A 23,830-nucleotide genomic window follows, 5' to 3' on the forward strand; every position below is an offset into this window, starting at 1 on the left:
CAGCTATTAGCCATTGCTGTTTGGCTCTTATTCTGTGAAAAAATAATCTAGTGATACATCAAAAAAATTAGCAAGTTTTAACACACGTTTAACATTTGGTAACGTCGTTCCTGCTTCATAACTGCGAATGCTTGCCGTTGATACCCCAGCCAATAAAGCAATTTGTTCTACGACCAATTCACGTTCTTCTCTGATTTTTTTTAAATTTTTTGAGAAAAGCTCTGCTTTTAATTTGTCTTCCTCATAACTAAAACGAAACATGTTCTTTCTCCTTTTCTAAAAAACTGAATTTAGTCAAACGCTGTAGTAATTCTTTTCTACTTACATTTTGGCAATAAATTTTAATGTCATTTGGTTCTGATTTACCAAAATATCGTACTTTGTAAAAATCGTAACGATAACCTAATGAAAGTCCTGTTTCGCTGTACATTACTGTACCTTCAATCATCAAGCTAGTTGTCTTTGATAATTTTCGTTCATAAAGCACTGGCACCCTTGGCGTAAAGGGTAGATCATTGCGTTTTGTCCACTCACACACTTTTAAATAGTCTTCTCGATCTTTTGGAGTTGGACTGCTAACAAATGAACAAAATCCATACTTATTTTTTAAAATAGTATTTAAAGGTGGGCTAAACGACCGTTTCACTCTACCAATTCTCCTTGAACGATTACTCGATTATCTGTTGTTTGAACAGTTTGACAAGTAATTAGGGTAATCGTTGGTTTTCGAGTTAAATTTAATTTCTCTGTATTTCTGAAATCGACAACCTCATTTGAAATCACTTGATAATGATAGGTTTTTCCTTGTTTATCTTTTAAATAGATATCCTCACCCTCTTTTAATTGATAAATAGACGTAAACATACTTCCTTCAACCCCCATGTTATGAGAAGCCAGTGCATAGTTTCCACGCCCCATTATCGGATTAGCTAATAAAGTTGTCGCTCCATAAAGCATTTTTTGATACGTTGTTCCTTCTAAAATAGATAATTTCAATTGAATCGTTGGGATTTCAATTCCACCAACTACTTGATCAGACATACCCTCACGATTACTTTGCGCATGATTAATTTCTTCAAGTGTTGGACGCTCCATTTCAGAAAAATCTTCATTACCTGCGGAATCAAGCTGACTTGTATTCGTCAATTTGGATTCTTTTGTCGATGGAGTACTACTTTCCTTAGACGCAGTCTCGCTCTTCTTGCTTATCCCCGATTCAGTGATTTCTTCTTCATAAATAGAACTATCTGATAAATCGTTCCTTCGACTTTCTTCTATAAAGCTTGTATCACTCGGTTTAATTTCCCTTTCTTTTCCTGCTGAATGGTCAATACTGATATGAATGATAAAAAAAATCATATAAGAAAGAGCAATCAGACCGATTCCAATTGCTCCAAATAAATGTTTTTTTTTAGTTGTTTCTCTCATTCTTTTTACCTTTCACCAAAAAGACACCCATTAGACACAAGGCAGACACAAGACAGACTAAAACAGTTACCACTAATAATTGATTATTTCCATTATCAATAGCTGTTGGTGGTAAAATTTCAGGTTTTTCTTGTGGCACAATAACATTCACTTGATTCGTTGTTTTTTCTTCATCGCCAATTATTTGATAAGCGATATTCGGTACACGAATATTTCCCGAATCATCAACGTAACTTGAAAAGTCAACATCTGTCTTTACCGTTCCAGAGATAGTTAATCGATATTGCTTTCCTGCTAAAATAGAACCATCTTCAATTGACCATGTAGCTTTTTCCGCCTCTTTATCAATAAGCAAGTTCCCTTTATCAGTAATATCTGTAAATTCGACCTGATCCCCTAGATCAGCGATTTCCATTTTGATTGATTTATCATCTAACATGAAAACATCTTCTAAATCATCATAAATAGAAACTGGCTTTCCAATCGAAGAATACGGTACACCTGTTGGATTAGAAATAACAAATTCAACAACTTCGCCTTGTTTCACTTGTGATACATCTACTTCTTTCCCATTGGAATCTTTAATTTTTTTAATTGGGTTATCATCTGGTGTCTCGCCAACTTTTGTTTGCGTTTGATTCGTTAATTTTTCTTGATTATTGATTACCGTTTTTGCTTGATTTGGAAAATAATACATCTTCTCTTCTTGATTAAAATATTTATCGAGATTCATTGCTTCACGAACGTTCGTATCAAAGCTAAATGTATACGTATGACCATAAAAATCTTGCGTATTCAAGGCTTCTTCTGTAGCTACAACATGTACTTTGTTTCCTTCAGATTGATCTTTAAAAAAGTTAGAACGATCTTCGCCAGATTCATCTACTACTTTGACCTCTGATATTCGTTCTAGTTCTGGTATAATTTCATCAATCATTTCAAACGAGCGGTGATAAAATTGTTCTAATTGCCCTGAAATGTTTTGAGTAATACTATAAGTGAATGTTTCATTCATTTGCGCTAATTGATTTTGTGTCACTTCTTTTTCATCAATATCCGTTACTGTTTTTTCAGGATTAGGATCATCAGATCTTGCAGGTTTAACCGCTGTATTCCCAAACCAACTCCACTCCCAATCATTATTGACTGGTAATTTATCGGTCGCATGGGCTGATCCAAAACTAACTGTAAATTTTGATAAATCTCTAAATAGCACTGTAAACATCGCATGAATGTCATAATCATCACTTCCTTGATTATTCACTTCTGCAAATGTCTTTGATTTGTCCTCATTTTCTGTTAAAACTAACCAGCACGTAGGATCTGCCAGAATACCTGTAGATTTATCTAACATATCACTATGCAACGTAATATATTGTGTCCAATCGATATCAGAAAAAGTATAAAAACCATCTAAATGAATAGGTTCATTTGTACCAGCTTTCAAGAACTCAATACTGAAAGTCGCTTCTTGAATCCTATTTTGATAAACCCCTACTTGATCTCTCGTATTAAAAGCAATTTGACCATCTGTTGGTACCTTTCCATCAGTCGTCTTTCCTTCCTTAAAATCCTCGATAATAAATCTGGCGTCCACCTCTTCCCCAAAAGCACTCACATTGCGATAGATAACCCCTGACTTTCCTTTTTGAACATCTTTTATTGGAATACTAACCGACCGATCCTTTTGTTCACCTTCTGGAGTCTTCATTTTTTCACTCCAAGAATCACCAATGGTTTCGACCGTTGTCTTCCCCTTAATAAACTGAACAAAAAAACTATAATCAGAAGAAATAACTGTATCATCTGTAACCACAGTAGTATTAGGATCATCAATTAATTTGTTTGAACCATTCGTCTTAGTAACTTGTCCTAACTGCTCTGAATTTAATTTCACGCTTTCTGATAAACTGCTTGAATCACTACTGCTTGTTTCTGTTGCCCAAGTATTCACACTACTCGTTGCAACACCAGCAACCGTTCCTACAAGCATCATGGCAACTGCCACATGCTTTTTCATATTACTTTTACTAAAGTTCTTCACGTCACGTCCTCATTCCTATTAAATTTGAAACAACTAAAAAGGACACGATTTCTTTCGCCTCCTCTAAATTTGTTACTATTTTTATCGATCGTGTTAATTGCATGTTAAGCGGAACAAATCATTTCTAAGATAGGTGTTGTTTGCACTTCTATCACATGTTGTTGTTTCTCACTTAATTCAATTTCATCGATAATTTCTTGAAATTCTTGTGTACCTTTAATCTCATCAATTTCTTGTATGATTTTAGCAGTGGCAGCTGCTGTCCGTTTAAACCAGTTCTTTGATCGTTCATACAGCTGTTCGTTTGGTTCAACAGCTAAACGCATTTTTTCAGCGTCCCCTAAGAAAGTTTGCCATTTTCGGTTCACGCTCCAGTATTTTCTACTAACACCTGCTCTTCGATCAGTAAACAATAAATAATCTTTTATGATACCCAAGACAATATTTGCTAAATCTCCAGAACGCATGAACTCTTTTATCACCAACATTGCACGTTCGTTCTTAAATCGTAGTTCATAACGATTTTTTATTGGCACTTCTTCGACAGGAATCCCTAATTTCCGAGCTTGTTCGTAATTTTTTTGATAAAAAGTGATATAGAACTCACTTTTCTTCGATCCAAAATAAATACTTGTGCCTTCCTGTTTCTTTTCGGAAATACTTCCTGAGCCATTAAAATCAAATTTACGAAATCGTGAAATTAATTCTTGCCGAAACACCTTGTTTAAGAGCGTTGGTATACTTAAATATTCTTGATAATCATTGATTGCCAAATCAAGTCTTGTTACTCGGCAATTATATTCAAAACAGCAATAAAAAAAGTCGAACCACGTTCGACCTTGCGCTTCAAGGAAGGCTTCAAATTGACGACAACCTTGTCCTGATAGTTGAATTAATACACCACGTTCATCATTCTTCTTTGAATAGAGAACTTGGATATAATCTAATTGATAACCACCTATATAACCGTACAAATGTGAATCCACTTCGGCAAAATAAGCTTTCTCAATCTTTAACACATCTTTAAATATGCCAGCAACATCATTTACAGGAAATGTGACTCTCAGATAATCAATAATACATTCTAACGGATCATGTCGATCCTGCATGGCAATATAATCAAAAATTTTATTTAACGTTTCCTCAGAAACTCTCACTATATCACGCTCTAATTCACTGATAACCTGACGACTCACACCTATTTCCTTTGCAAACTCCGTTTGCGTCATACGAAACCTTATTCTTGAAGCTTTTACGCTTCTTCCTAAGTCATTTAATACTAAATTATCAATCGTTTCTCCCCCACTTAATTTAGTTGTCAAAATCACGATTTTTTTTCGAGAGTGTGCAACCAATGAAAAAGCTGTTATATCAGTCTTTAGAACCTCTGAAACTTGAATTTTACATCTCCACTACCCCCCTGTTAGAGTACGGGGGTTACAGCTTGACGAGCAAAGCTCGCCAAGCCCGTTTTTCCCTATGTTTTTACTTGAAAATGGCGCAAAACCAGCGCCTTTCACGAATTTGTAAGCTTACTGTTCAGTCCTCACACGAGGAGACCTCGTATTCGTCGTTGCGTTCAACGGTGGGCGCTAAAGCGCCCACCTCTCACAAGGAGACCTTGTTCGCTCCGCACAGTAAGCAACAACTTCGGAAAACTTTCCAACTCAGTAAAAACGGTCAAAACGTTGGCATAATGTAGCCATATCAACAAGTTCTGTGTATCATATTCCGCCTTCGATTTCTAACTCTTTTTCAAGTTGTCCTTTCTCAACTTCCGATAAACTTAATCGTGAATAATCTTCTTCAATCATGTTCGGTATTTTAGACAAAGCTTCCTTAAAATCAAAACTTTTAGGAACTAATGGAGAATAAGCCTCCCTTGGCATTCCTCCATCACTAATATAACCACGTCCACGTACTTCATTATTGAAGAAATTCTTATTTTCTCCAGCTTTCCCAAAAATCATTCGATAGCCGTTTCCTTCTAACTTACCAAGAGAAAGACGTAAATTAAATTGATCTCTTAATTTACCATCAATATCTTCCGTGTCTGGGCGTTGAGTTGCTAGAATAATAAAGACACCTGCTTGACGACCTTTTAGAATGATTTGAGTTAACGGCTTCATGATTTCTTGACGTTTTTTAAAATCATCATTTACTTCTGCCATTAACGCACTCCACTCATCAGCAACTACAAAATAAGGTGCCATATCGTAGTACGTATAATCTGCTCCCCATTTATAATTTGAGTGTGTTTTCATATACGCAAAACGATTGATCATTTCTGTTTCAGCGTCTTTTAAGCAACGTACAATGCGATCAACGCCACTAAAGGCATGATTTTTAAACGCTGGTAATTCGCCAATTGCGACTAAATCTGCGTTTTTAGGATCGCAAATATACACTGTACCTATCTTTGATAAATGTAAAATGAGCGTAAACAAGAAAAAGGTTTTCCCCCCACCAGTACCACCACCAATAAGCATATGTGGCATTTTAGCAAAATCCCAAGTAAAATCTTTCATGATTTGAACTGACGTTTTTGTTACTTTCACATCATTAATTGAAATACGATTCGTTCCCAACCCAATTAAAAGCTCATGTTGCGTAAAACCAAGCTCGCTTCTTGAATCAATTAGATCCGCAAAAAACATTTGTTCTAATACAGGACCAATTTTCAACATTTGTTCATGATACCTTTTACCGTCGGTTGGTACTGTGATTAACGTTGTAAACTTTTTATGCCGATAGTATAACTTAGGAAATTTGATTCTTTCTTGTGCTTTTCCATCTGTTCCTTTTTTTATTTTTCGATCAACCCAATTACGACTAACAATCATTTGAGCTAACATTTGTCGGTGCAAAACTCGTACAAAAAATTTCCCTCGTACTTTTGAAGTTCTTCTTATACCTGCTAAAACAACAAAAATCAACGTAATTAAACCGACTAATTGGGCTGTTGGAAGTATCAATACTCGATACTCAAATCTACTATTTGCGATCATCGGTTTTACAATAGGATAGATTTGAAAGTAACAAAAAAAGCCTACCCCAACTAAAAAAGGTAAAGCCATAAAAAACAAATAAAAGCGATAAATGTTTGTATGAATTTTTCTTATTTTAATCCCTCGATACCGAATAAATTTAGAAATAGTAAATCCTCCTAATTATTTTGATTCTTTTTTGGATCTTTTGGAGTATTCGTCGTTCCAACTGGTTCAGTTGTTGGTTCATTCAATTTTTTGATATCTTCCGCAAACACTTGAATATAGCTACTTGCAAAATTTCCATTTCCAAAACCCAGTAGATTAGTCGTCGGATTCACTAGTTTTACTTTATCACCAGCAACCAATTCACGTAATGGTGTTTCAACTGGCACAGTAATAATTTCTTCAGATAATTGTTTCCTCGCAATTACAACATAGCGTAGCGCTACTGGAATACGCTCACCTGTATCTTCATCCACTTCTGTTTTTGGTGACTTCATACGTAAAAAGGTCATGTCTCCAAACGTTTCATCTGCATCAATTTCCATGCCTGCATTCAATTCATTTCTTTTAGCCATTTATTTTCCCCCTACACAGTTCCTTTTTTAATACTTTGTGCAAATATACGCCAACCTGTAATCGCTCCGCTACCTGTACTCTCACTGATAGGTTCAACTCTTACATCTGCAATTGACACCACATCACCGAAAGCAAAGTCACTTAAATTCACACGAGTTGGAAAAATAACTTCAATTGCTTCTGACTGCTTAGCGCTTAGTAAACGACAATAGTTACCAACATGCTTACGAGCTTGTCCCAAACCTTGTGTATATTCTGCACCTTTAATTGGTTTTCCAACAAAAGATAATGTTCCAAATGTTTCTTGTGGTTTTATCTTTAAAAATTCCATGTATCGTCCTACTTTCTGTTTCTTGTTTTACTGTCCATTTTAAGTAAACATTGTCTGACAATGAACTAGTTTTTCTTGTAACTCTTTTTTGGCTTCTTCAAAATAAAATTCTAAAAAATTATCGATCTTTCCGTCCAACAGTTTATGGCAATAAGAAATAGAATCCCTTTGATTGGTAAACTGCTGTTCTTCATATTCTTGCAAAGATTTTAAGTGAAGCTTTTCTGAAATTTGTTTTAAACGAATTACTGCTTCGTTATACTCTTGTTCCAATTTGTTTAAAGGATTTGATCCTTTCTTTTCTGCTAATTGATCTCTACACTGATCAAAAAAACGGCTGTAATCCGAAAAATAATTTCGAACTTTTTCTGTAAATAATTGATTAAAATAATCTGTATTATACACTGCGCCTGCCTCACTTATATTTTGGCTTTTTTCTTGTGCTATCTTTTTTTCAGGGATCATCATGGCATTTCTGCTCCAACCGCACACCTGAAATACAGACACTTTGTCAGTCAAATACCCTTGCTTATTCTCACGAAATCACAAGTTCCATCTAGTATCATCAGCGCTCGCTTTAGCAAGCGTCTTAAGGATTTTATAAATGGTTCCTCAACCAACTACACAAATTAACTAAAACATGCTATAGTATAGTTTCCTAGGCTATGCTATGCACATTTGTTATGTGTATATGGAACAAGAAAGAAGCTATTACTGGATTTTTTCTTGCTCACTATTCAGTTGTCAAAGATCATTCGTTAATAATTGAGTTGATTGTGATAACCGTAAAAAAAAACGAAAAAAAGAGTCAGTCGCCTTAGTAGCAACTGACTCCTTTTTTCACTGTTAAAACGTTGGTTGCGCCGATAAATAACATGATTCCACACACAATAGATTCCCTACGTTTCCTAAAAATTATATATAAAAAATAAATATAATAATTATAAATCGTAGAACTATTACCAAGAATGTGTTATCATATTACCGTTGTGGCGCAAGCCATAACAGTGAAGGAGCCTAGGTGTGCTAGGTCTTGTGGCTTTCTGGCGTCGAAGGGTTACCAGCCCTGAGCCTTTAAGCCTTCCTTCATTTTTTTTGTATCTACGTACACATAACTGACTGTGCTAAGTATCACAATCAACTCGCTTACGACTTTACCCTTAATTAAAATAATTGTCAAGTAAAATATCGGAATAAGCATATATGTAAAATTTAATCAATCAAATCTTACAAGTAAAAAGTTTAACATAACAAAACCAAATAAACAAACGCTTGTTCTTTTTTTGCGTCCGAAAAATCATAACCGTTGAGTTTGAACTCATAATCGTTATTTTAAATTAAATTATAATTAGAAATTCGTGTTTTTTATCATCGTTTTATTTTTATATTTAAGCGTTCAATACTGAAGTCCGCTTACTATATGTTTGCGAATTAGATACAAATTTGCTATAATTTAATTAACAAAAAGGAGCTATGCGCGAACATAGCTCCCATGTAGAACCGTTAAAAAGACGGTGACTGTTATAATACGGATTTAACCATCTACAACTGGTCAAAGTGCTAGATGGTTATTTTTTTTGGTCTTTATGGTCAATAATCAGCAAAACTAACGTCGCAAAAGCGATCATCAGTTGGATTGCTTCAAAAGTTGACACTTGCTTACTCCCTTCTAGGGATAAAGCTATGAACCATAGGCATCACCCCTTTTTCAAGAGACTAGCCACCATCTTTTCACTTCTCTACCTCTCAATTATATCATATTTTATAAGCTAATTTCTTCGATAATTAGTCTTTTCTCTAATAGTAATTTGTGAATCAAATTATTAACCTAATTTTCATTTCCAATACTAGGACTATAGATTTTAATAATTTTTTTGGATAAATGTAACTCCATATCTAAATTAGTTACACCACTATATAATCTATAATAAAAAGGCAATTCGGAGTACATGGAACATAAAAAAGAAGCCATTCTTTTGACGAACGACCTCTCCTTTGATTTGTAATATCCAAAACCATTATAGCACTTTATTTTCCGCTAATTTAAATCATATCAATCTTTTCTCTGAACAGACATCCCTATACCAGTAAGTTCAGATAACTCATCTAAACTTAAATAATTTCCAATTTTTACAATTTGTTTATCAATTTCAATGATTGGTAAACTTTTAATGTCTTTAATTCTCAATAGCTCGAAAACTTTAGAATTTTCAATAAAAGGTTTAATTGAGTCACTTAAAATAAACAAATTTGTTTCTAATTTTTTTTCATTTGTACGATTATAAAACTCTTTTGTAGCAAAATCTTCATGTAACGATTTGAAAATAAATAGTTCTTCATCATCAACTTGATCAAACACATAATATGAAATTATCATTTTCCTATTGTCAATCCTCCTGCAGTACTTGAAACCGATCCAACACCAAAAGTATTGTATACCTGCATAGCCAATCTAACACTATAATAATTTCTTTTTCCAGTATACGTAAAATACATACCTCCGCTATAACCAGTCACATTATATAAATTTACTGTCTGTGTATATGATTGTACATTGCCTAAATTTAATCGTGTAGATATACGATACATTGGTGAATTTGGACTTGTTATAATATATTCTGTGCGACCTTGAGTATTACTTATTTTTTTCGTTGAAGCTGTTAATCGTAACACATTTGCAGATAAACGTAATTTAGAATCTTGATCAGACACAGTTTCTGTAGTATAAAAAGTATCTCCACTATCAAATCCTTTAGACTTAAAATATTCTTGTTCATCTAACGTTAATTCATGGAATGGAATAGCTTGTTCTTGTGTCTGTAAATCAATCTCTTCACCATTTACTACCATACTTGACAATCCAAAACCAACAAAACCAAATAAAGAAATTAAAACTATAGTTAATACTTTTTTCATAATACGATTTCTCCTTTAAGTTTTCTCCAAATTAAACAACAACAAACTATCTTTAATATTCTCTAAACCACAAACATTTTAAATTTTCTGAATTTTCAGTCTTAAACAGACAACAAATTTCTCCTAATTCTAATCCATCGCTAACCCTCCTAAAATTTCCATATTGAGACTATATCATGACTGAAATAATTTTTAGCAAAAATATCATAAAAAGCTATTTTAAACACATAATCGTGTTACATATGTAAAAAAAACTAAAAAAGCTTATGATTTAAAAAAATATAAAAATAGAGGTCGTTCTGTTAAAGAACGACCTCTATTTTTATTTGTAATACTCAAAACTATTATAGCACTTTATTTTCTGCGGTGCTTTTTATGAAAAAAACACAACTATACTAGTAAGTACATGATAATTCATCTAAACTTACTAACATTCCTTTATTCAGCTTCTCGAATTGTTGTTATTCCCACAATTTGAGTAAACTGACTTTCAGTAATATTTAGTTTTTGAGGTGGATTTCCAACATTTTTATTCCACCAAATTCTCTTTTCAAATGGAAAACTTTTCACAGACATAAACTCTATATAAAAGTTTTCTAACTGGGCTTTTTCTGAATTTCTTAGTACAAATGTGCGAGTGATACTAGTTCTAGGGGCTATATCTCCTAAATATATTCCTCTGGGTCTTTCTTCTTCATCAAGCGAAATTAAACCACTGTGCATTTCAGCAATATTTTCAGGAGTTGCAACTGTCACATTGTAAATAGTTAAATCCGAGCCATTATGTAATGTAACATCATACTGAATCTTTTCAGTACCAGAAAATACTCTATTATCTTTCAAATCGATACTAACTTGATTTATTCTGTCTAAAGATACTTGTCTATACGATAATAAACTTATTAATAAACTTAAAGTAGCTACAACTATTGTAAAAATATCTTTCCAGTTCTTTTTAAAAAATTCTTTCAACAGATCACTCTTTCCTTTGGTTTTGAACTCATAATCGTTATTTTGAATTAAATTAAAATTAAAAACGTGCGTTTTATCTTTATCTAAGCGTTCAATACTGCAGTTCGCCTAGTCTATATTTGCGAATTTGATAATATTTTGCTATAATCTAATTAACAAAAGGAGCTATGCGTCAACATAGCTCCTATGTAGAACCGTTAAAAAGACGGTGACAGATATTAATTGTTTTATTCAAACCATCTAACGCCCTGTCAAAGTGTTTAGATGGTTATTTTTTGTCCTTATGGTCAATAATCAGCAAAACTAACGTCGCAAAAGCGATCATCAGTTGAATTGCTTCAAAAGTTGACACGTGCCTACTCCCTTCTAGGGATAAAGCTATGAACCATAGGCATCACCCCTTTTTCAAGAGATTAGCCACCATCTTTTCACTTTTCTACCTCTCAATTATACCATATGCCATCAGTTAATTTCTTCGATAATCAGTCTTTTTTCTAATAACAATTTGTGTAATAAATTTCTTCCTTTTTTTTCATTATCAATACTTGGAGAATAAGCATGCAGCAGCTGACTAATTTTACTAGCCAAATCTAACTCCATATCCCTAGTGGTTTTATCTCCATATCTTTCGTAGTAGAAAACCAATTTAACATAGGAGTCATATACATCATAATGATCAAAAATAGTTTGAAAATATGAATAATCCAAGTTACTTAATGAATGACCAAAAAAAGCTATTTCTTCAATTTCATCTTTACTAGGCAAAATATCTACCTTATAGTTTTTTGCTAATTTTGTTTCAGTCATTTGTCGAAAGGTTTTCGTAAAACTATAAACTTCTGAACTAGGTAAAATGGCTTCTTGATCTATACCAAATAATATTGAGTCTGTTTCAGCTTTTCCATGAACATTTATAACATCTAAGCTTCTTCTACTAAAAGGATCTGTATAGTTAAATGAAAAAATTTTGTCAGTAAAATTATTTATAGATTTACCAGAAATTTCACAAATTTTATTTATTGCATTATGCTTATAAGAATTTTTGCTAGATTCGGTTTTAATATATTCTGCAAAATCTTTTTCAAATAAACGTAATTCATCATACAAATATTGTAAAAAATCATCCTCTTGATACTTCTTATTTCGATCGGGTAAAAAACTTGCTACGTGTAAACAAACCCAGCTAGAAAGACCCATATCGTAATCCTCATTAATAACTCGACAAATTTCTTTAAATGAAGGTGTTTCTGTTTTTTCATTAGTTAAAAAATCTAACATTCTATCTTCAATATTTTGCCATTGAATATCTTCTAAATTTATTTGACCAACTTTTTGAAAATAAAATAATACGATATCCCAAAAAGTTAAATTACTAGCTTTGATTGTTCCTTGCATACCTAACCTTATCTCAAGTACCTCATACTCATGTATATTATAAAAACCTTTCTTTCTCTTAGCATGAGTAGTTTTAAGATCAAAAAGTGTAGAAAATGAATACACAGGAGCATTTAGTCCAGTTGATCCAAGTTTATGCTTTTGTTCAAATATTCTATAAATTTCTAATAAACCATCGTTTATATTTTCAGTAATTCTTTTTTCAAAAAAGTCCGCATATCTAGATTTTAAGCCACAGGCTAAATCAAAACCATTGCCCAAAATGATTAATTTTTTATTTTCCATTTTTTATACACCTTTTTGTTATTTAACTATCTAGTTTACATAATCTCGATTATAACAAGTATCAGTTCTATCAACTTTTTTTGCCCTTTTAACTGAAATTATAACACGACTAAGACTAGTAACTGTGGACTCTTTACTAAAAGATACTCTGAGCCAATTCCTATGGTCACTACTGATTTCAAACTTCGCTTGTCCAATCATGCAAAGAGACCGTCGGGAATGCTTCTCTTGATTCAGCTTGTTGTTTTGCAGCAATCGGATTTTCCATAAACCAGTTTTTAACGTAAACAAAGATTAGATTTTGAATATTTTCAACTTTTTCTGTTTTCTGTTTTTGATAGGCTTTTAAAAGAGTTTGATATAATTCTTGCTCGGCATTAAGCCCATAAATATCTAGATCCTCAAAAATAATTTTAGTCTGAGTATCTTTTTCTGCTTTTGCTTTTGCGTTATGGATTGTCTGAACGGTCTTTTGAGCTTCACTGTAACTAGATGAGAATGTTTTAATCAAACTTAGTACTCTCTCAGGGATAAACGTGGCAATGCTATTGTCTTTCATGATCGTTTCAAAATTATCTAGCAATAATTGATCTTGTAGGTGATCTTTCTCAGTGTCTATATTGTGTCTGTTAGTGTCTAAGTTATTATTATTAAGTTCTTTGGCAGATTTTGCTAGTCCGCTATTATCAAAGGATTGAGAGCTTTTCGAGTGGGTAGCAAATTCTGCTAGTCCGCTATTATCAAGGGATTCGGAAGTTTTTGCTTCTTTAGACTGGGTAGCAAATTCTGCTAGTCCGCTATTGTCAAGCTTTTGAGCATGATTTTCCCTTTTTTGCATTAAATATACATCTTGATTTGATACTTCTAGTTCCGCTAAATAAAGTCTATTTTTTTCATTTTTACCAGTAGTTTTGTTGAATCCCATAGGCACTTGTTTTAGAAGGCAAAAATCTTCTAATTCTTTTTTTATGCTTGTAATACGTCGCTCGCTGCAATTCATCATATTGGCTAATTCTTTTCCAGTAAATTCGAAATAGAGATTACCTTGCTCGTCAATTTGATTTTTTATTATAGCAAGTTCACTTCTTGCTTTTAATAGCATGTATGCAATTTTTGCACCTTCCGACAATTCTTTATAAGTATCACTTTCAATAAAGACTTTTGGGTATTGATAGTATAATTCGTTATAAGCACGATTTGCTTTTAAATAATTAAAAGTACTCATTGTTTGCCTTCTTTCTTAAAAATTTATATATCAATTCTCGATTTTCAACAATTGAACTATATCATGTATTTAAACTTAATAAAACAACTACCGTATTTAAGGTATAAGTTATACATTAAAAAAATAAGTATAAGTTATACTTTAAATCCAAATAATGTATAACTTATACTTTAAATATAATTATGATAATGCTGATTTAATAGCTAATATATTGGTGGATAATTAACTTATACTTTAAATAAATTAAAGTATAAGTTATACTTTAATTTATGTTTATATGATATAAGTTATACTTTAATTTGATGTTACATGAGGAAAAATTATTTTGGTAGCTTATCAAATTCTTCTTGTATTTCTTCTTTTATATGTTCTTCTTTTGCTACTCCTAGTCTATGCTGGATATACGAATCTGCTAATGTGTTTACGATTTTTTCAAAAGAAATTCGTCCTTTTTCACTTTGTAACTCTGTCATATAATCTTGTAAAATTGATAATTTACTATTTAATGCTGGAGAGATCTTCTTGGGAACTGATACTTTATTTCTTGTATCGGTAATTGAAACTGGTCGTCCTCTTTTTTTGAAGGATATATTTTTTGTGTTACTCAACGCACTATTGCTAAAGTTAAATTCACCGGATATATTTACGTCTTGTCGTTTGTTATTTGGTAATAATGGTTCAAACTCACCATTTTTCATTGTTTTAGGAATATCAAAGTCTTTAGGCATTACCTATACAACTCCTTTTATTTATTTAAAAACTCTTGTCTGGCATCCAGTTCTGCCAAAATATTTATAAATACTTGGTGTGCTTTATAATCCCATTGATCAAAATTTCCATTTTTATATTTTCTTAATTGTATGCCAATTTTAGAGTATCTTCTTAATCTCTTTTGATAGTGAATGAGATTTTTGGATACCACAGTTCCGTATTTTTCGATTGCTTCTTCTAATATTTCTTTATCAAAATCATCATTTGGTTCTACCATACAAGGTACAATATCTATAATTTGTAAATTAAGTTTATATCTATCGACCATGAATTTTTGATAATTTACATATTTGTTAACTCCTTCCAAAGATTCTTCGGCTGTCTGAAATGAAATTATCGAATAGTCTGAAGCTGCCATAGCATTATCGGAAAACTCGCTAATTGTCGGCGGAACATCAATAAATATTTCTTGATAGTTGTTCTTTATTGGTAGAAGTAATTTTTTTAAGACTGTAACTTGATCTAATTCATTTTCATGTTTGTTTGCAAAAGAAGAGAACGATCGAAAACTTGTGTCACATGCTAGTAGATCAAGGTTTTCATTTATATTAATAATACTACTTGCTAATTCTCCCTTTGCAATACCAGTTGTTATAGTAGTGTTGATAGTGGTTATACCAAAAGTTCTTGCAATAACTTGTGTTAAGTTTGCTTGTGGATCTAAATCTATAATGAGTGTTTTTCTATTTCTTATAATTGCATTGTCATAAGCAAGCATGCTGACAATCTTAGTTTTACCAACGCCGCCTTTGAAATTGCCAACTGTAAATGTAGTTCCCTGAAAATTATCCATATAAATCCTCCTAAGCCTTAATTGATATTTAAAGTATAACTTAAATATCAATAATGGTCAATAATAAAAGTATAAGTTAAATATTGTTCTATAAAAACGTTGAAATATAGGCAAAAAAAAGTATAAACTATACTTTTTTGTTAAAGGTATAAGTTATACTTTTAATAATTAAGGTATAACTTATACCTTAATGAGTTGGTAAATATAAATTTTTAATCTATTTGTGTCTTTAATTTTCGCCGCTGATTTGAAGTAAATTGGTCGTATTCATTTTCTAGTATCAATAATTTTTCATACACATCAGACATGTTTAAGCTTGCCGCAAGTCCTAAGTCATAAATGAAACCTACGGGCAGTGATTCAACTCGTCGATTCCGTGTGATCCAGCTTGCGACAGTACCTTGACTATAGCCATAAGACTCACAAAATTGATCCACAGTAACTCCTAGATACTTGATAATAAATACGTTGATTGGGTGGGAATAAACAAAAGTATTTCGAGACATGGTGGGTAAGCCTACCTCTCCTAATATTATTGCTTTCGCAATAATATTTTAACGTTTATAACCTGCTATTGTCTACTTCTTTTATTCACTAGGACTAATCCCTAATATCGGCATCAAAAAAATAGGCTTAACCCATTCTTGGTTGTCTATTCTTTCTTCATCCATATAGAGCTGTAGTCCAATCACACCTAATTGCCTCTTGAGCGCGTATGGGTTCCAATTGGCTAAATCTTTGATACTCAAGATTCCCATATGATTCAGTCTTTTTTTCATTCGTGAGCCAATCCCCCAAAAGTCCGTCATATCTTTAATCGTCCAAATTTTTTCTGGCACATTTTGATACGTCCATTCCGCCACAAATCCTTTATTATGCTTGGCTTCATTATCTAAGGCAAGTTTAGCCAAAAGTGGATTATCACCGACACCGACGGTTGCGATCAAACCAGTTTGACGGTAAACGTGTAACTGTATCTGTCTTGCGAGCTGTCTGCGTCTCTCACTTCTTGTACCAGGTGTCGTAAATAAGTTCAGCGATTTTGTTACTTTAAGAATTGATTCGTCGATCGAATAAATCAATAAGTCTTCATCTGCGACGTATTGCCGAAAAATACTGTTTACTTCCATATTTTTCTTTATATACAGGTTCATTCTTGGCGGAACAATGTGCAGTTCTTTAGGCAAAGGATAAGGTAAATCACGTGGTCTACTAACGTTTGTGATTCCGTATTTACTTTTGGCAGTGGGTGAAGCGGCTAAAGTAAGTCCTGACCCTGTATTATCTGCTCGACTCATCACAACTAAAGGCGTTGTTAATGGATCTAAATTTCTTTCGACACATTCAACGCTCGCATAAAAACTTTTTATATCGATCAAAAAGTAATCATTGACTAGCTCATTTGAGTAAACAAGCATATTTTTCTCCCCCATTTCAATTCGATTATACAAACATACGTTCGCATTTGTAAAGGGGAACATTCTAAAATAGCAAAAAAGTCAGACTATTTGTCTGACTATCATACACCTACTTATTTTTTTCGTTTAGCAATTGAAAGTCTTGATCAATGAATTGGTAACAATTCCCACAATTTTTACAATGGTATTGTTTCGTTTGAATATTGAGTTGAATCAGCTCACCACAAGCACAATCGATCGATACAGCCGTTCTTCGTTCTAATCCATATAATGGACGTCCCCAAAAAGTGTAGCCTAATTGTTGTTCTTTCATTCACTTCATTCCTCCATAAAAATATATTTTATCTGTAGTTGGTATAACGCTTAGTTCAACCAATGATACGTCTCAATGAGTGAACCGGACCTTAGAATGTTCGTATGAACAACCATATTTTGAATTAAAACAGATTACTCCCTATTTACTATCTCTTAACTGTAACACATTTGTATTTAATGTTTCGTCTAAATTTCCCTCAGTATTTGTTTCACAACAATGTGAATTGAAATATTTATTCTTATTGAATGATCAGAAACTCAGAAGTATCCGTCTCTGATAAATTGTTCATGCATTAATAAATTTTATTTTAATGAACAATGATCTAATGATAAGATTATTGAAACAAAAGCTAATGACCGTTCAAATCATATACTTATAAAAAAAGCCTTCAGAAAATATTTTTCTGAAAGCTCTTTTTATAAGATCTATTGCGTTACACTTATTTTATACGACATGAAATACTAGAGAGTTATTGATTTCCACACTTAACTCATTTCCACAAAGTTCTTTGAGGTACGTACGATAGTCCGTCTCAACGATTCGCAGGATTTCTTTTATAGGCCATTTATTATAGTCATAACGAATCAACTCTGCTATCAGTGTTAGTTTCGCATCGATTCCCAACACTCTAGGAAGCTTTTCCCAAAAATTTTCTGGCGAAATCGTACTTATCAGTTGATCGAGTTGCTCGAACTGTTGTACAAGGTAATCATTCAGTTCTTCTGCTTCCCTTTTGTCTTGGGGCATACTTTTTTCAAACTGACGCATATATGCATCCTTCGTTAAGAGTGGTTTCATTTTGTGCACTCCTTTCTTTTTTAATCATTTCTGACTGATTTGATAAAATTTTTCTGCTTATTTATTGATCAGACTACAGTAACCCATCGAGGATTTTTAAATCATCATTCTGGGTAACGATTTGATCTATCAGAGATTCTAAAGACATAGCAAGATAAGAGAAAATGATACTCTTTTCTAATTGTCAGGAACTGCACTTAATTCCCATGTCAACGTTGTCGAATAACTGGTTGCTTCTGGATTCGTTCCTTTAGGTACATACAGACTGACACTTTCTCCTGCCGTCTCGCTATCACCGAAACGATAGATCCAAGTACCTGTCCCCTCATTCCCTTGTGCTTTAAGTAACGTCCGCCGATTTCCAGGTACTAACCTACATGGAACAGTAAATTGGAGTCCTGGTTCCGTTCCACCTTGAGCAGTAACGACTTGTTGGTTTGACAGAATTAAACTAGCTCCATTAAGCATTTGGTTCTCTTTGCCTTTAAACTGTTCATTTTGTGTAACCGCCAATTCCCAACCGTTTCGCTTAGATTCTGGACGTCGATCACTAATCTGAATATAATTTGGGCGATCTTGTGTTTCATTGACCGTTCCGTCTTCGTTCAGTAAACGTTGCGGTTGCGCATAATATGTTTTATCTTTGACTGAGATATTCTGTTCTCCAAAATTGAAGCGAGAGGCAAAATCGATACTTAGTGGACCTTGTTCTTCTGGAAGAACTGGTGGATTTTCTGGAGTCACTTCTATTTCAGGATCCAAAGGATCTACCGGTAAAACATTATCTGAGAGCTCAACAATATAAGTTTTAGCTTTTTTAAATATTGCATCATGATAAGTATAATCATTTGCTATCGGATTTCTATTCCCATACTCACTATTAGTTTCAGGCCTTCTAAAAACACTATCAATAGTACTAAAATGATCAATCAAGACTCCTTCGTTGTCTTCCATTGATACTTGTACTTCATCCCCCTCCATTAGCTTACTTTTAAGTTCAAAAGAAAAACTACCATCATTTTTAACTTGTTGCTTTTCTATAAATTGATTATTAATATATAATAAAGCATTATTTCCAGGGATGTTTATTGAGTTTGGAAATGCCTCGATATTAGTTGTATTAGTAGTTAAGTTTATATTATGCCCGAAGTCAACTAATTCCGGTGGAGTTACATTCAATACTGTTATTGGGCTAATTAATTCTAATTCGTCTTCTGACAAAGAGATTCTCCCTTCATTCGATCCTCTGCTGATTGAAACAAATTCAATGGTAGACCCTTTATTAAGAAGGTCTTCAAATTCAAACAGTATTCTTCCTCCTTTTCCTGGATCATTAGCTTCTTTTTCTTCCCAAGTTTGAATTGGAGATTCATTTCCTACGGTAGAAGCTGTATAATTTTTAGAATTATTATCAGGATCTGTAACTTTTATTTCAGCTGTAATTTCATCCGTACCAGCTTCTCTTTTATCATCTAGACCCTCTTTATAAGAAAACTCAGCTATAAATGATTTATCAGCATTCGTCGGCTGTCTAAATCCTTCAAAAATAGGTTTTGAGTTATTAGCTGATATTCTAGATACTCTTCCTGACAGTCCAGGTAAAGATGTTGAAAGATCAGGGTTATTGTTCGAAGAAGCAGAAGCAAAATCCCGACCTTCATAAGAGACATCAATTTTTTTAAAGAAACCGATATCAGGATCACTATCAAAATGGCTTCCTGTTGACCATGCAGAAAAAAAGGTATTAGTAATATTTAAATGAGAACCAGCTTTCGTTCCGAAAATATCTCCTCCGGCTTGTCTTACATTCTTAAAGTCGAAATAGTATGGAGAATCTACATTGAAGTCCATGGTATCTCCTGCCACGAAAACACCATATTCACGAGTACTATTTGAAGATCCTTCTGAATAAAAAACTGTATCTGGATTTTGATTAAACGTTAGATGTCCACCAGCAGAATGCAAAGCTGATGCATAATCATTTATTAATCGTAATTGTGATCTAGTTCCCTCTGCGCCATTGTTATCAATACTAAAACTATTGTTTCCATCGCCAAGATAGACAGTAGAAAAATTTTCTGAAATAGATCCACTACTCGGACGGTCGGTATAATGAGTATTATCTAAATCTAGATTTCCCCCGCTTGTAATACTAATGTTATTATTGGAACCAGCCATGGATATGGCACGAGTATTATTACCAGGGTTATCAAATTCAACATGTTTTGTGAAAACTGACGCATTATTTTTTATAGATAGATTATTTGAACCTCCAGCAAAATTAATTAAAGGATTATTTCTTCTTGCTGAGCTCTCAATGTTTATTTTCGAAAAATTATCTATAGTAACTTCAGCATTCGCTGTACTCATTCCTATAGAAGTACCATACAAATTATTACTTAGAATTTCAGAATTATTATCTACCGTAAAAACTGCAGATTCACCATTCATAAATATGCTTCTACGTCCTCCTGAAAGAACATCAATAGATATCTTTGAATTTTTTGAAACTTCTAAAATAGGTGAAGCCCCATCAATTCTTATAGCATTGTTATTTCCATCTGCTGCAGTGTTTGAGTTGCTCCGTGCACTGATTGATATGTTAGAGTTATCACTTACTTTTAATGATGGATTCGCATTTCCATTTCCTACTAAGATATTTTCATGCACACCAACTCCACCCTCTATAGAGATTGCACTATTATCCAAAATCTCCAGAGAAGAGTCTTGCCCATTCATAGTTATTCCATTTGCAGAACCAGTAGTTTTGATATCAATATCACTTTTTGATGCATGAAAATTAATAGTATTTCCCCTTAAATTTATACCATATCCTATTGTAGTATTGATATTAACATGACTATCATTAAGTTTTATATCAGCACCAGTTCCCTCTAAGTTCACTGCTGATTGCGTTTCGGATGTGACCGATAACTCCGAGTTTTCTACCAATAGTTTAGGATTATCTCCAGATAGATGCAGTCCTCTTTTAGAGGCAGTGCTTCTCACAGTCAGATTGCTTTGTCCGCTGATACTAACTGTTGGTCTTGCTCCTGGTAAAGTAATTACATTATTACTTGTATTAGAAGGCTGCGCTGTTGTTCCTATAGCATCTATAGTTAAACGAGAATTCTCTAAATTGAATTTTGCGTTTCCTCCCCTCATATCGATTACATTTGCTGTCCCTGCTAAAGTTTTAATATTTACATAAGAGTTGTCATTAATATTTATACTTGGATTGGGCATATCAGGAGCCGTATAAAATATATAAGTATTCGCTTTTTCAATATTTACTTCTGATGAACCGCTAACCTCTATATCTGTGACATTAATAAATGTATCTGAAGCTGATTGGGTATTTTCAAACTTATTTACTCCTCCTGTGAAATGAATCTTAGCTCTACGTGCAAGAATTAATGGAGATCTATTTATAGATGATTCTCCAATATTTTCTAATTCAACTACCCAGTTATAACTATCAGTATTTGTACTTTCAAATATTGGTCTTTGCCCAATTTTTGAAAGTGTAGTATTTTCAAAACGTAATGTTCTTTTTGTATTCTCTGAATAGCCAGATAAAACTAAACTACCATTGTCAGCGCCAAAATTAATTGAGTGACCATTTCCTTTGACTAATAAGCTTCGATCTATTGAACCAATTGCTGTTGATACACCAGTGTCGCTTCGATTCAGATTATCACGCACCTCAATAACTCCAATTTCAGGATTAGCAACGGCTAAGCGAAATTCTTCAAACGTATTGACTTCAATGGTTTCTCCATCAAAATGTGTATGGTTGATTATCTTTTCTTCAACATCATCAACAGGTTGATCCAATAATGGTGCTGATGTATCTATGCCCTCATCTCCATCTGTATTTTCATCAGAAGCATCTTCATCGATTGTTTTATCATTATGATCTTTCTCTTCATCTTTTACAGAATTATCAGGTTGCTCTACATCTTGTGTTGAATCCATGATGTTATTGCTCTTATCTTGTTGAATCTCAATAGTTGCATTTACTTCTTCTACAAACACTTCATAACTACCTGCTGTGTCAAATACTAAAGGAAGGCCAAACTTAGTTTGAATACGTTCTGAATGAATAATCCATTCATGAGATTGCTCTCCTTGTTCGACTGAAATCCCTTCTGGCAATTGCTCTTTGATGATCGTTGCTTCTTTGGGTAAGATAACTCGCGCCTCTGAAACTTCTTTATCCGAAAAGAATGTCACTTGTAAGGGTTCTTCTACCTTCCCTTGTAATTGAGATTGAGGAAAGAAAAAGTGAGGATCACTGAATAGTTCTTCTAAGGAGTTTTGAACAGACAGTAGTTCCACTAGTTCATGTTCCTCGGTATCCATCGATGTATCTGCGGAAACCATACTGCCTGATATGGATACTGATTGCATCATTAAAATTGCCGTTCCCAACAAAAGTATCGCCCTTCTTAATCTTGTAGTCATTACATTCACTCCTTCTTACTTATCTTGTTCGTTTGCTCTAGCTTTTTTTTAATTAGTGGATAAAGAACGATTCCAAGTAATAAAACAAGTAAAGTAATGGAGCCAATCATCCACCAATTAATGCTCGTATCGATTGTGACATCTTTCTGATTCAATGCTCGTGCTTCATCTGCTTCGATCGTAAAGGTTTTTTCCCATTGCCATTCCTCTTCTCCTGAACGTGCCGTCATTTTCAATAAATAGTCACCACTGCGAAAACGATCACCTTCTAAAGAGATCGGAAAGTTGAAATTGGAGTTTGGTGCCATTTGCATTTGTTCTTGACTTGCTTGGTATAAAATCTCTTCTTCGCCCACTTTTTGAACCGTAGCTTCGACTTCTAAGCGATTCACGAAGGTCGGTGTGAAGTTTTGTAGATTCGCACTGATCACATTGCGATAGTTGAGTTGATCAGCAAAAACATCTAACAACTCTAAATCCGGTTGTACAGCATTTTGTTTGTTGCTCACAACTACACCTATGATATACGCAAACTCATTTTGGATGGCGACACCCTCTTCATTACTCGTTTCTTCTGATGCTTCTTCTTTGACTTCTGACACTCGTAATCCACCCGCTAATAATCCTTCAAATTCTTCTGTAGGCATGTTCAAGTCAAGCGTAACGGTCTTTGTTTCATTTCCAGCAAGTTCAAGGATTTTTGGTTGTTCAATCAACTCAGCCAGTGAATGTTTGAGTGTTGGATCTGCTTTATCCGCGTCTTGTCCGTATTCTACTACTCCCATCACGTTGGTATAAGCAGTATGTGGAGTAATTTGGATTTTCTTTGCTTTTGCATTGGCATTTTGTAGTTTCAGCGTGAGTTTTTCTGTCGTATTTGGTGCAAGATTCAATTGAAAATAACGATCATTTCCTGACTTTTGATTTTCTGAGAACTCCGGTGTCACATAAAAATTCAATGTTTCTTCTTCTGCGCCCACACGCATCGATGACAAAAAACTAACCAATAACATGAGCAGTATGATCCCTGCTTGATGGATTTTATTTTTTCGATATGTATTTGTTTTTTTCATTCTTCTACCCCTTCCTTTGAAGAGAGTAG

At 33.5% G+C, this 23,830-nt stretch carries 23 protein-coding genes and 1 pseudogene; all 24 read right to left on the reverse strand.

Annotated elements, in window-relative coordinates:
• Positions 1 to 27: 27 nt before the first annotated feature.
• Positions 28 to 261, reverse strand: coding sequence for a helix-turn-helix domain-containing protein (locus I2F89_RS14475; RefSeq protein WP_178946877.1), 234 nt, complete (start codon positions 259 to 261; stop codon positions 28 to 30).
• A complete protein-coding gene (locus tag I2F89_RS14480) occupies positions 248 to 646 on the reverse strand; it encodes a hypothetical protein (protein ID WP_178946878.1) in 399 nt (132 codons plus the stop codon). The genes I2F89_RS14475 and I2F89_RS14480 overlap by 14 nt, the downstream gene beginning before the upstream one ends.
• Positions 643 to 1,428 carry a class A sortase gene (locus I2F89_RS14485; RefSeq protein ID WP_229078147.1) on the reverse strand — a complete coding sequence of 262 codons (786 nt, stop codon included), beginning with the start codon at positions 1,426 to 1,428 and terminating at the stop codon, positions 643 to 645. The genes I2F89_RS14480 and I2F89_RS14485 overlap by 4 nt, the downstream gene beginning before the upstream one ends.
• Positions 1,412 to 3,472, reverse strand: a complete 2,061-nt coding sequence (locus I2F89_RS14490) for a hypothetical protein (RefSeq protein WP_178946879.1) — start codon at positions 3,470 to 3,472, stop codon at positions 1,412 to 1,414. Before I2F89_RS14490 ends, I2F89_RS14485 begins: the two co-directional genes overlap by 17 nt.
• Before the next feature lie 104 nt (positions 3,473 to 3,576).
• Positions 3,577 to 4,800, reverse strand: a complete 1,224-nt coding sequence (locus I2F89_RS14495) for an XRE family transcriptional regulator (RefSeq protein WP_232092516.1) — start codon at positions 4,798 to 4,800, stop codon at positions 3,577 to 3,579.
• Between the two features lie 396 nt (positions 4,801 to 5,196).
• On the reverse strand, positions 5,197 to 6,447 hold the full coding sequence (locus I2F89_RS14500) for an FtsK/SpoIIIE domain-containing protein (protein WP_224435007.1): 1,251 nt from the start codon (positions 6,445 to 6,447) through the stop codon (positions 5,197 to 5,199).
• A 191-nt stretch (positions 6,448 to 6,638) separates the two neighbouring features.
• On the reverse strand, positions 6,639 to 7,040 hold the full coding sequence (locus tag I2F89_RS14505; RefSeq protein WP_023520783.1) for a DUF961 family protein: 402 nt from the start codon (positions 7,038 to 7,040) through the stop codon (positions 6,639 to 6,641).
• An 11-nt stretch (positions 7,041 to 7,051) separates the two neighbouring features.
• Positions 7,052 to 7,372 (reverse strand): DUF961 family protein, encoded by a 321-nt coding sequence (locus tag I2F89_RS14510; RefSeq protein ID WP_178946881.1) that lies wholly within the window; start codon positions 7,370 to 7,372, stop codon positions 7,052 to 7,054.
• Positions 7,373 to 7,411: 39 nt separating this feature from the next.
• Positions 7,412 to 7,840, reverse strand: a complete 429-nt coding sequence (locus I2F89_RS14515; RefSeq protein ID WP_178946882.1) for a hypothetical protein — start codon at positions 7,838 to 7,840, stop codon at positions 7,412 to 7,414.
• A 1,100-nt stretch (positions 7,841 to 8,940) separates the two neighbouring features.
• Positions 8,941 to 9,027: a putative holin-like toxin gene (locus tag I2F89_RS15810; RefSeq protein ID WP_219842351.1), complete on the reverse strand. Its 87-nt coding sequence runs from the start codon at positions 9,025 to 9,027 to the stop codon at positions 8,941 to 8,943.
• 398 nt (positions 9,028 to 9,425) lie between these two features.
• Positions 9,426 to 9,749, reverse strand: coding sequence for an arsenic metallochaperone ArsD family protein (locus tag I2F89_RS14520; protein ID WP_178946883.1), 324 nt, complete (start codon positions 9,747 to 9,749; stop codon positions 9,426 to 9,428).
• On the reverse strand, positions 9,746 to 10,288 hold the full coding sequence (locus I2F89_RS14525) for a hypothetical protein (RefSeq protein ID WP_100495147.1): 543 nt from the start codon (positions 10,286 to 10,288) through the stop codon (positions 9,746 to 9,748). Before I2F89_RS14525 ends, I2F89_RS14520 begins: the two co-directional genes overlap by 4 nt.
• A gap of 438 nt (positions 10,289 to 10,726) precedes the next feature.
• Complete coding sequence (locus tag I2F89_RS14530; RefSeq protein WP_100495148.1) at positions 10,727 to 11,260, reverse strand: hypothetical protein; 534 nt, start codon at positions 11,258 to 11,260, stop codon at positions 10,727 to 10,729.
• Positions 11,261 to 11,528: 268 nt separating this feature from the next.
• Positions 11,529 to 11,612: a putative holin-like toxin gene (locus tag I2F89_RS15815; RefSeq protein WP_219336905.1), complete on the reverse strand. Its 84-nt coding sequence runs from the start codon at positions 11,610 to 11,612 to the stop codon at positions 11,529 to 11,531.
• 110 nt (positions 11,613 to 11,722) lie between these two features.
• Positions 11,723 to 12,940 carry an AbiH family protein gene (locus tag I2F89_RS14535; protein ID WP_178946884.1) on the reverse strand — a complete coding sequence of 406 codons (1,218 nt, stop codon included), beginning with the start codon at positions 12,938 to 12,940 and terminating at the stop codon, positions 11,723 to 11,725.
• Between the two features lie 178 nt (positions 12,941 to 13,118).
• Positions 13,119 to 14,165: a replication initiator protein A gene (locus I2F89_RS14540; RefSeq protein WP_178946885.1), complete on the reverse strand. Its 1,047-nt coding sequence runs from the start codon at positions 14,163 to 14,165 to the stop codon at positions 13,119 to 13,121.
• Positions 14,166 to 14,485: 320 nt separating this feature from the next.
• A complete protein-coding gene (locus tag I2F89_RS14545; RefSeq protein WP_142433693.1) occupies positions 14,486 to 14,893 on the reverse strand; it encodes a hypothetical protein in 408 nt (135 codons plus the stop codon).
• A gap of 17 nt (positions 14,894 to 14,910) precedes the next feature.
• A complete protein-coding gene (locus tag I2F89_RS14550; protein WP_178946886.1) occupies positions 14,911 to 15,729 on the reverse strand; it encodes a ParA family protein in 819 nt (272 codons plus the stop codon).
• Between the two features lie 212 nt (positions 15,730 to 15,941).
• On the reverse strand, positions 15,942 to 16,235 hold the full coding sequence (locus tag I2F89_RS14555) for a type III secretion system protein PrgN (RefSeq protein WP_178946887.1): 294 nt from the start codon (positions 16,233 to 16,235) through the stop codon (positions 15,942 to 15,944).
• A 123-nt stretch (positions 16,236 to 16,358) separates the two neighbouring features.
• Positions 16,359 to 17,147 (reverse strand): annotated as a pseudogene (locus I2F89_RS14560) (type VI secretion protein ImpB); the annotation flags it as partial.
• A 109-nt stretch (positions 17,148 to 17,256) separates the two neighbouring features.
• Positions 17,257 to 17,460, reverse strand: coding sequence for a DNA helicase UvrA (locus tag I2F89_RS14565; protein ID WP_169059075.1), 204 nt, complete (start codon positions 17,458 to 17,460; stop codon positions 17,257 to 17,259).
• Positions 17,461 to 17,907: 447 nt separating this feature from the next.
• On the reverse strand, positions 17,908 to 18,261 hold the full coding sequence (locus tag I2F89_RS14570; protein ID WP_074802088.1) for a DUF7006 family protein: 354 nt from the start codon (positions 18,259 to 18,261) through the stop codon (positions 17,908 to 17,910).
• A 177-nt stretch (positions 18,262 to 18,438) separates the two neighbouring features.
• Positions 18,439 to 22,728: a WxL domain-containing protein gene (locus I2F89_RS15575; protein WP_229078148.1), complete on the reverse strand. Its 4,290-nt coding sequence runs from the start codon at positions 22,726 to 22,728 to the stop codon at positions 18,439 to 18,441.
• A 5-nt stretch (positions 22,729 to 22,733) separates the two neighbouring features.
• Entirely contained in the window at positions 22,734 to 23,801 is a 1,068-nt protein-coding gene (locus tag I2F89_RS14580) for a DUF916 and DUF3324 domain-containing protein (protein ID WP_178946888.1), read from the reverse strand.
• Positions 23,802 to 23,830 lie beyond the last annotated feature (29 nt).

Origin of the sequence: Enterococcus sp. 1001283B150225_161107_E12 (assembly GCF_015556925.1) — a bacterium.
In the GTDB taxonomy this organism is placed as follows: Bacteria; Bacillota; Bacilli; order Lactobacillales; family Enterococcaceae; genus Enterococcus_B; species Enterococcus_B mundtii.

What these genes read in the sequence shown, in the direction of transcription:
- I2F89_RS14545 (WP_142433693.1), bottom strand. Translation starts at nt 14,893, where the DNA reads ATGCCTAAAGACTTTGATATTCCTAAAACAATGAAAAATGGTGAGTTT.
- I2F89_RS14555 (WP_178946887.1), bottom strand. Translation starts at nt 16,235, where the DNA reads ATGTCTCGAAATACTTTTGTTTATTCCCACCCAATCAACGTATTTATT.
- I2F89_RS14535 (WP_178946884.1), bottom strand. Translation starts at nt 12,940, where the DNA reads ATGGAAAATAAAAAATTAATCATTTTGGGCAATGGTTTTGATTTAGCC.
- I2F89_RS14505 (WP_023520783.1), bottom strand. Translation starts at nt 7,040, where the DNA reads ATGGCTAAAAGAAATGAATTGAATGCAGGCATGGAAATTGATGCAGAT.
- I2F89_RS14510 (WP_178946881.1), bottom strand. Translation starts at nt 7,372, where the DNA reads ATGGAATTTTTAAAGATAAAACCACAAGAAACATTTGGAACATTATCT.
- I2F89_RS14515 (WP_178946882.1), bottom strand. Translation starts at nt 7,840, where the DNA reads ATGATGATCCCTGAAAAAAAGATAGCACAAGAAAAAAGCCAAAATATA.
- I2F89_RS14475 (WP_178946877.1), bottom strand. Translation starts at nt 261, where the DNA reads ATGTTTCGTTTTAGTTATGAGGAAGACAAATTAAAAGCAGAGCTTTTC.
- I2F89_RS14580 (WP_178946888.1), bottom strand. Translation starts at nt 23,801, where the DNA reads ATGAAAAAAACAAATACATATCGAAAAAATAAAATCCATCAAGCAGGG.
- I2F89_RS14570 (WP_074802088.1), bottom strand. Translation starts at nt 18,261, where the DNA reads ATGAAACCACTCTTAACGAAGGATGCATATATGCGTCAGTTTGAAAAA.
- I2F89_RS14565 (WP_169059075.1), bottom strand. Translation starts at nt 17,460, where the DNA reads ATGAAAGAACAACAATTAGGCTACACTTTTTGGGGACGTCCATTATAT.
- I2F89_RS14520 (WP_178946883.1), bottom strand. Translation starts at nt 9,749, where the DNA reads ATGATAATTTCATATTATGTGTTTGATCAAGTTGATGATGAAGAACTA.
- I2F89_RS14485 (WP_229078147.1), bottom strand. Translation starts at nt 1,428, where the DNA reads ATGAGAGAAACAACTAAAAAAAAACATTTATTTGGAGCAATTGGAATC.
- I2F89_RS14550 (WP_178946886.1), bottom strand. Translation starts at nt 15,729, where the DNA reads ATGGATAATTTTCAGGGAACTACATTTACAGTTGGCAATTTCAAAGGC.
- I2F89_RS14540 (WP_178946885.1), bottom strand. Translation starts at nt 14,165, where the DNA reads ATGAGTACTTTTAATTATTTAAAAGCAAATCGTGCTTATAACGAATTA.
- I2F89_RS15575 (WP_229078148.1), bottom strand. Translation starts at nt 22,728, where the DNA reads ATGACTACAAGATTAAGAAGGGCGATACTTTTGTTGGGAACGGCAATT.
- I2F89_RS14525 (WP_100495147.1), bottom strand. Translation starts at nt 10,288, where the DNA reads ATGAAAAAAGTATTAACTATAGTTTTAATTTCTTTATTTGGTTTTGTT.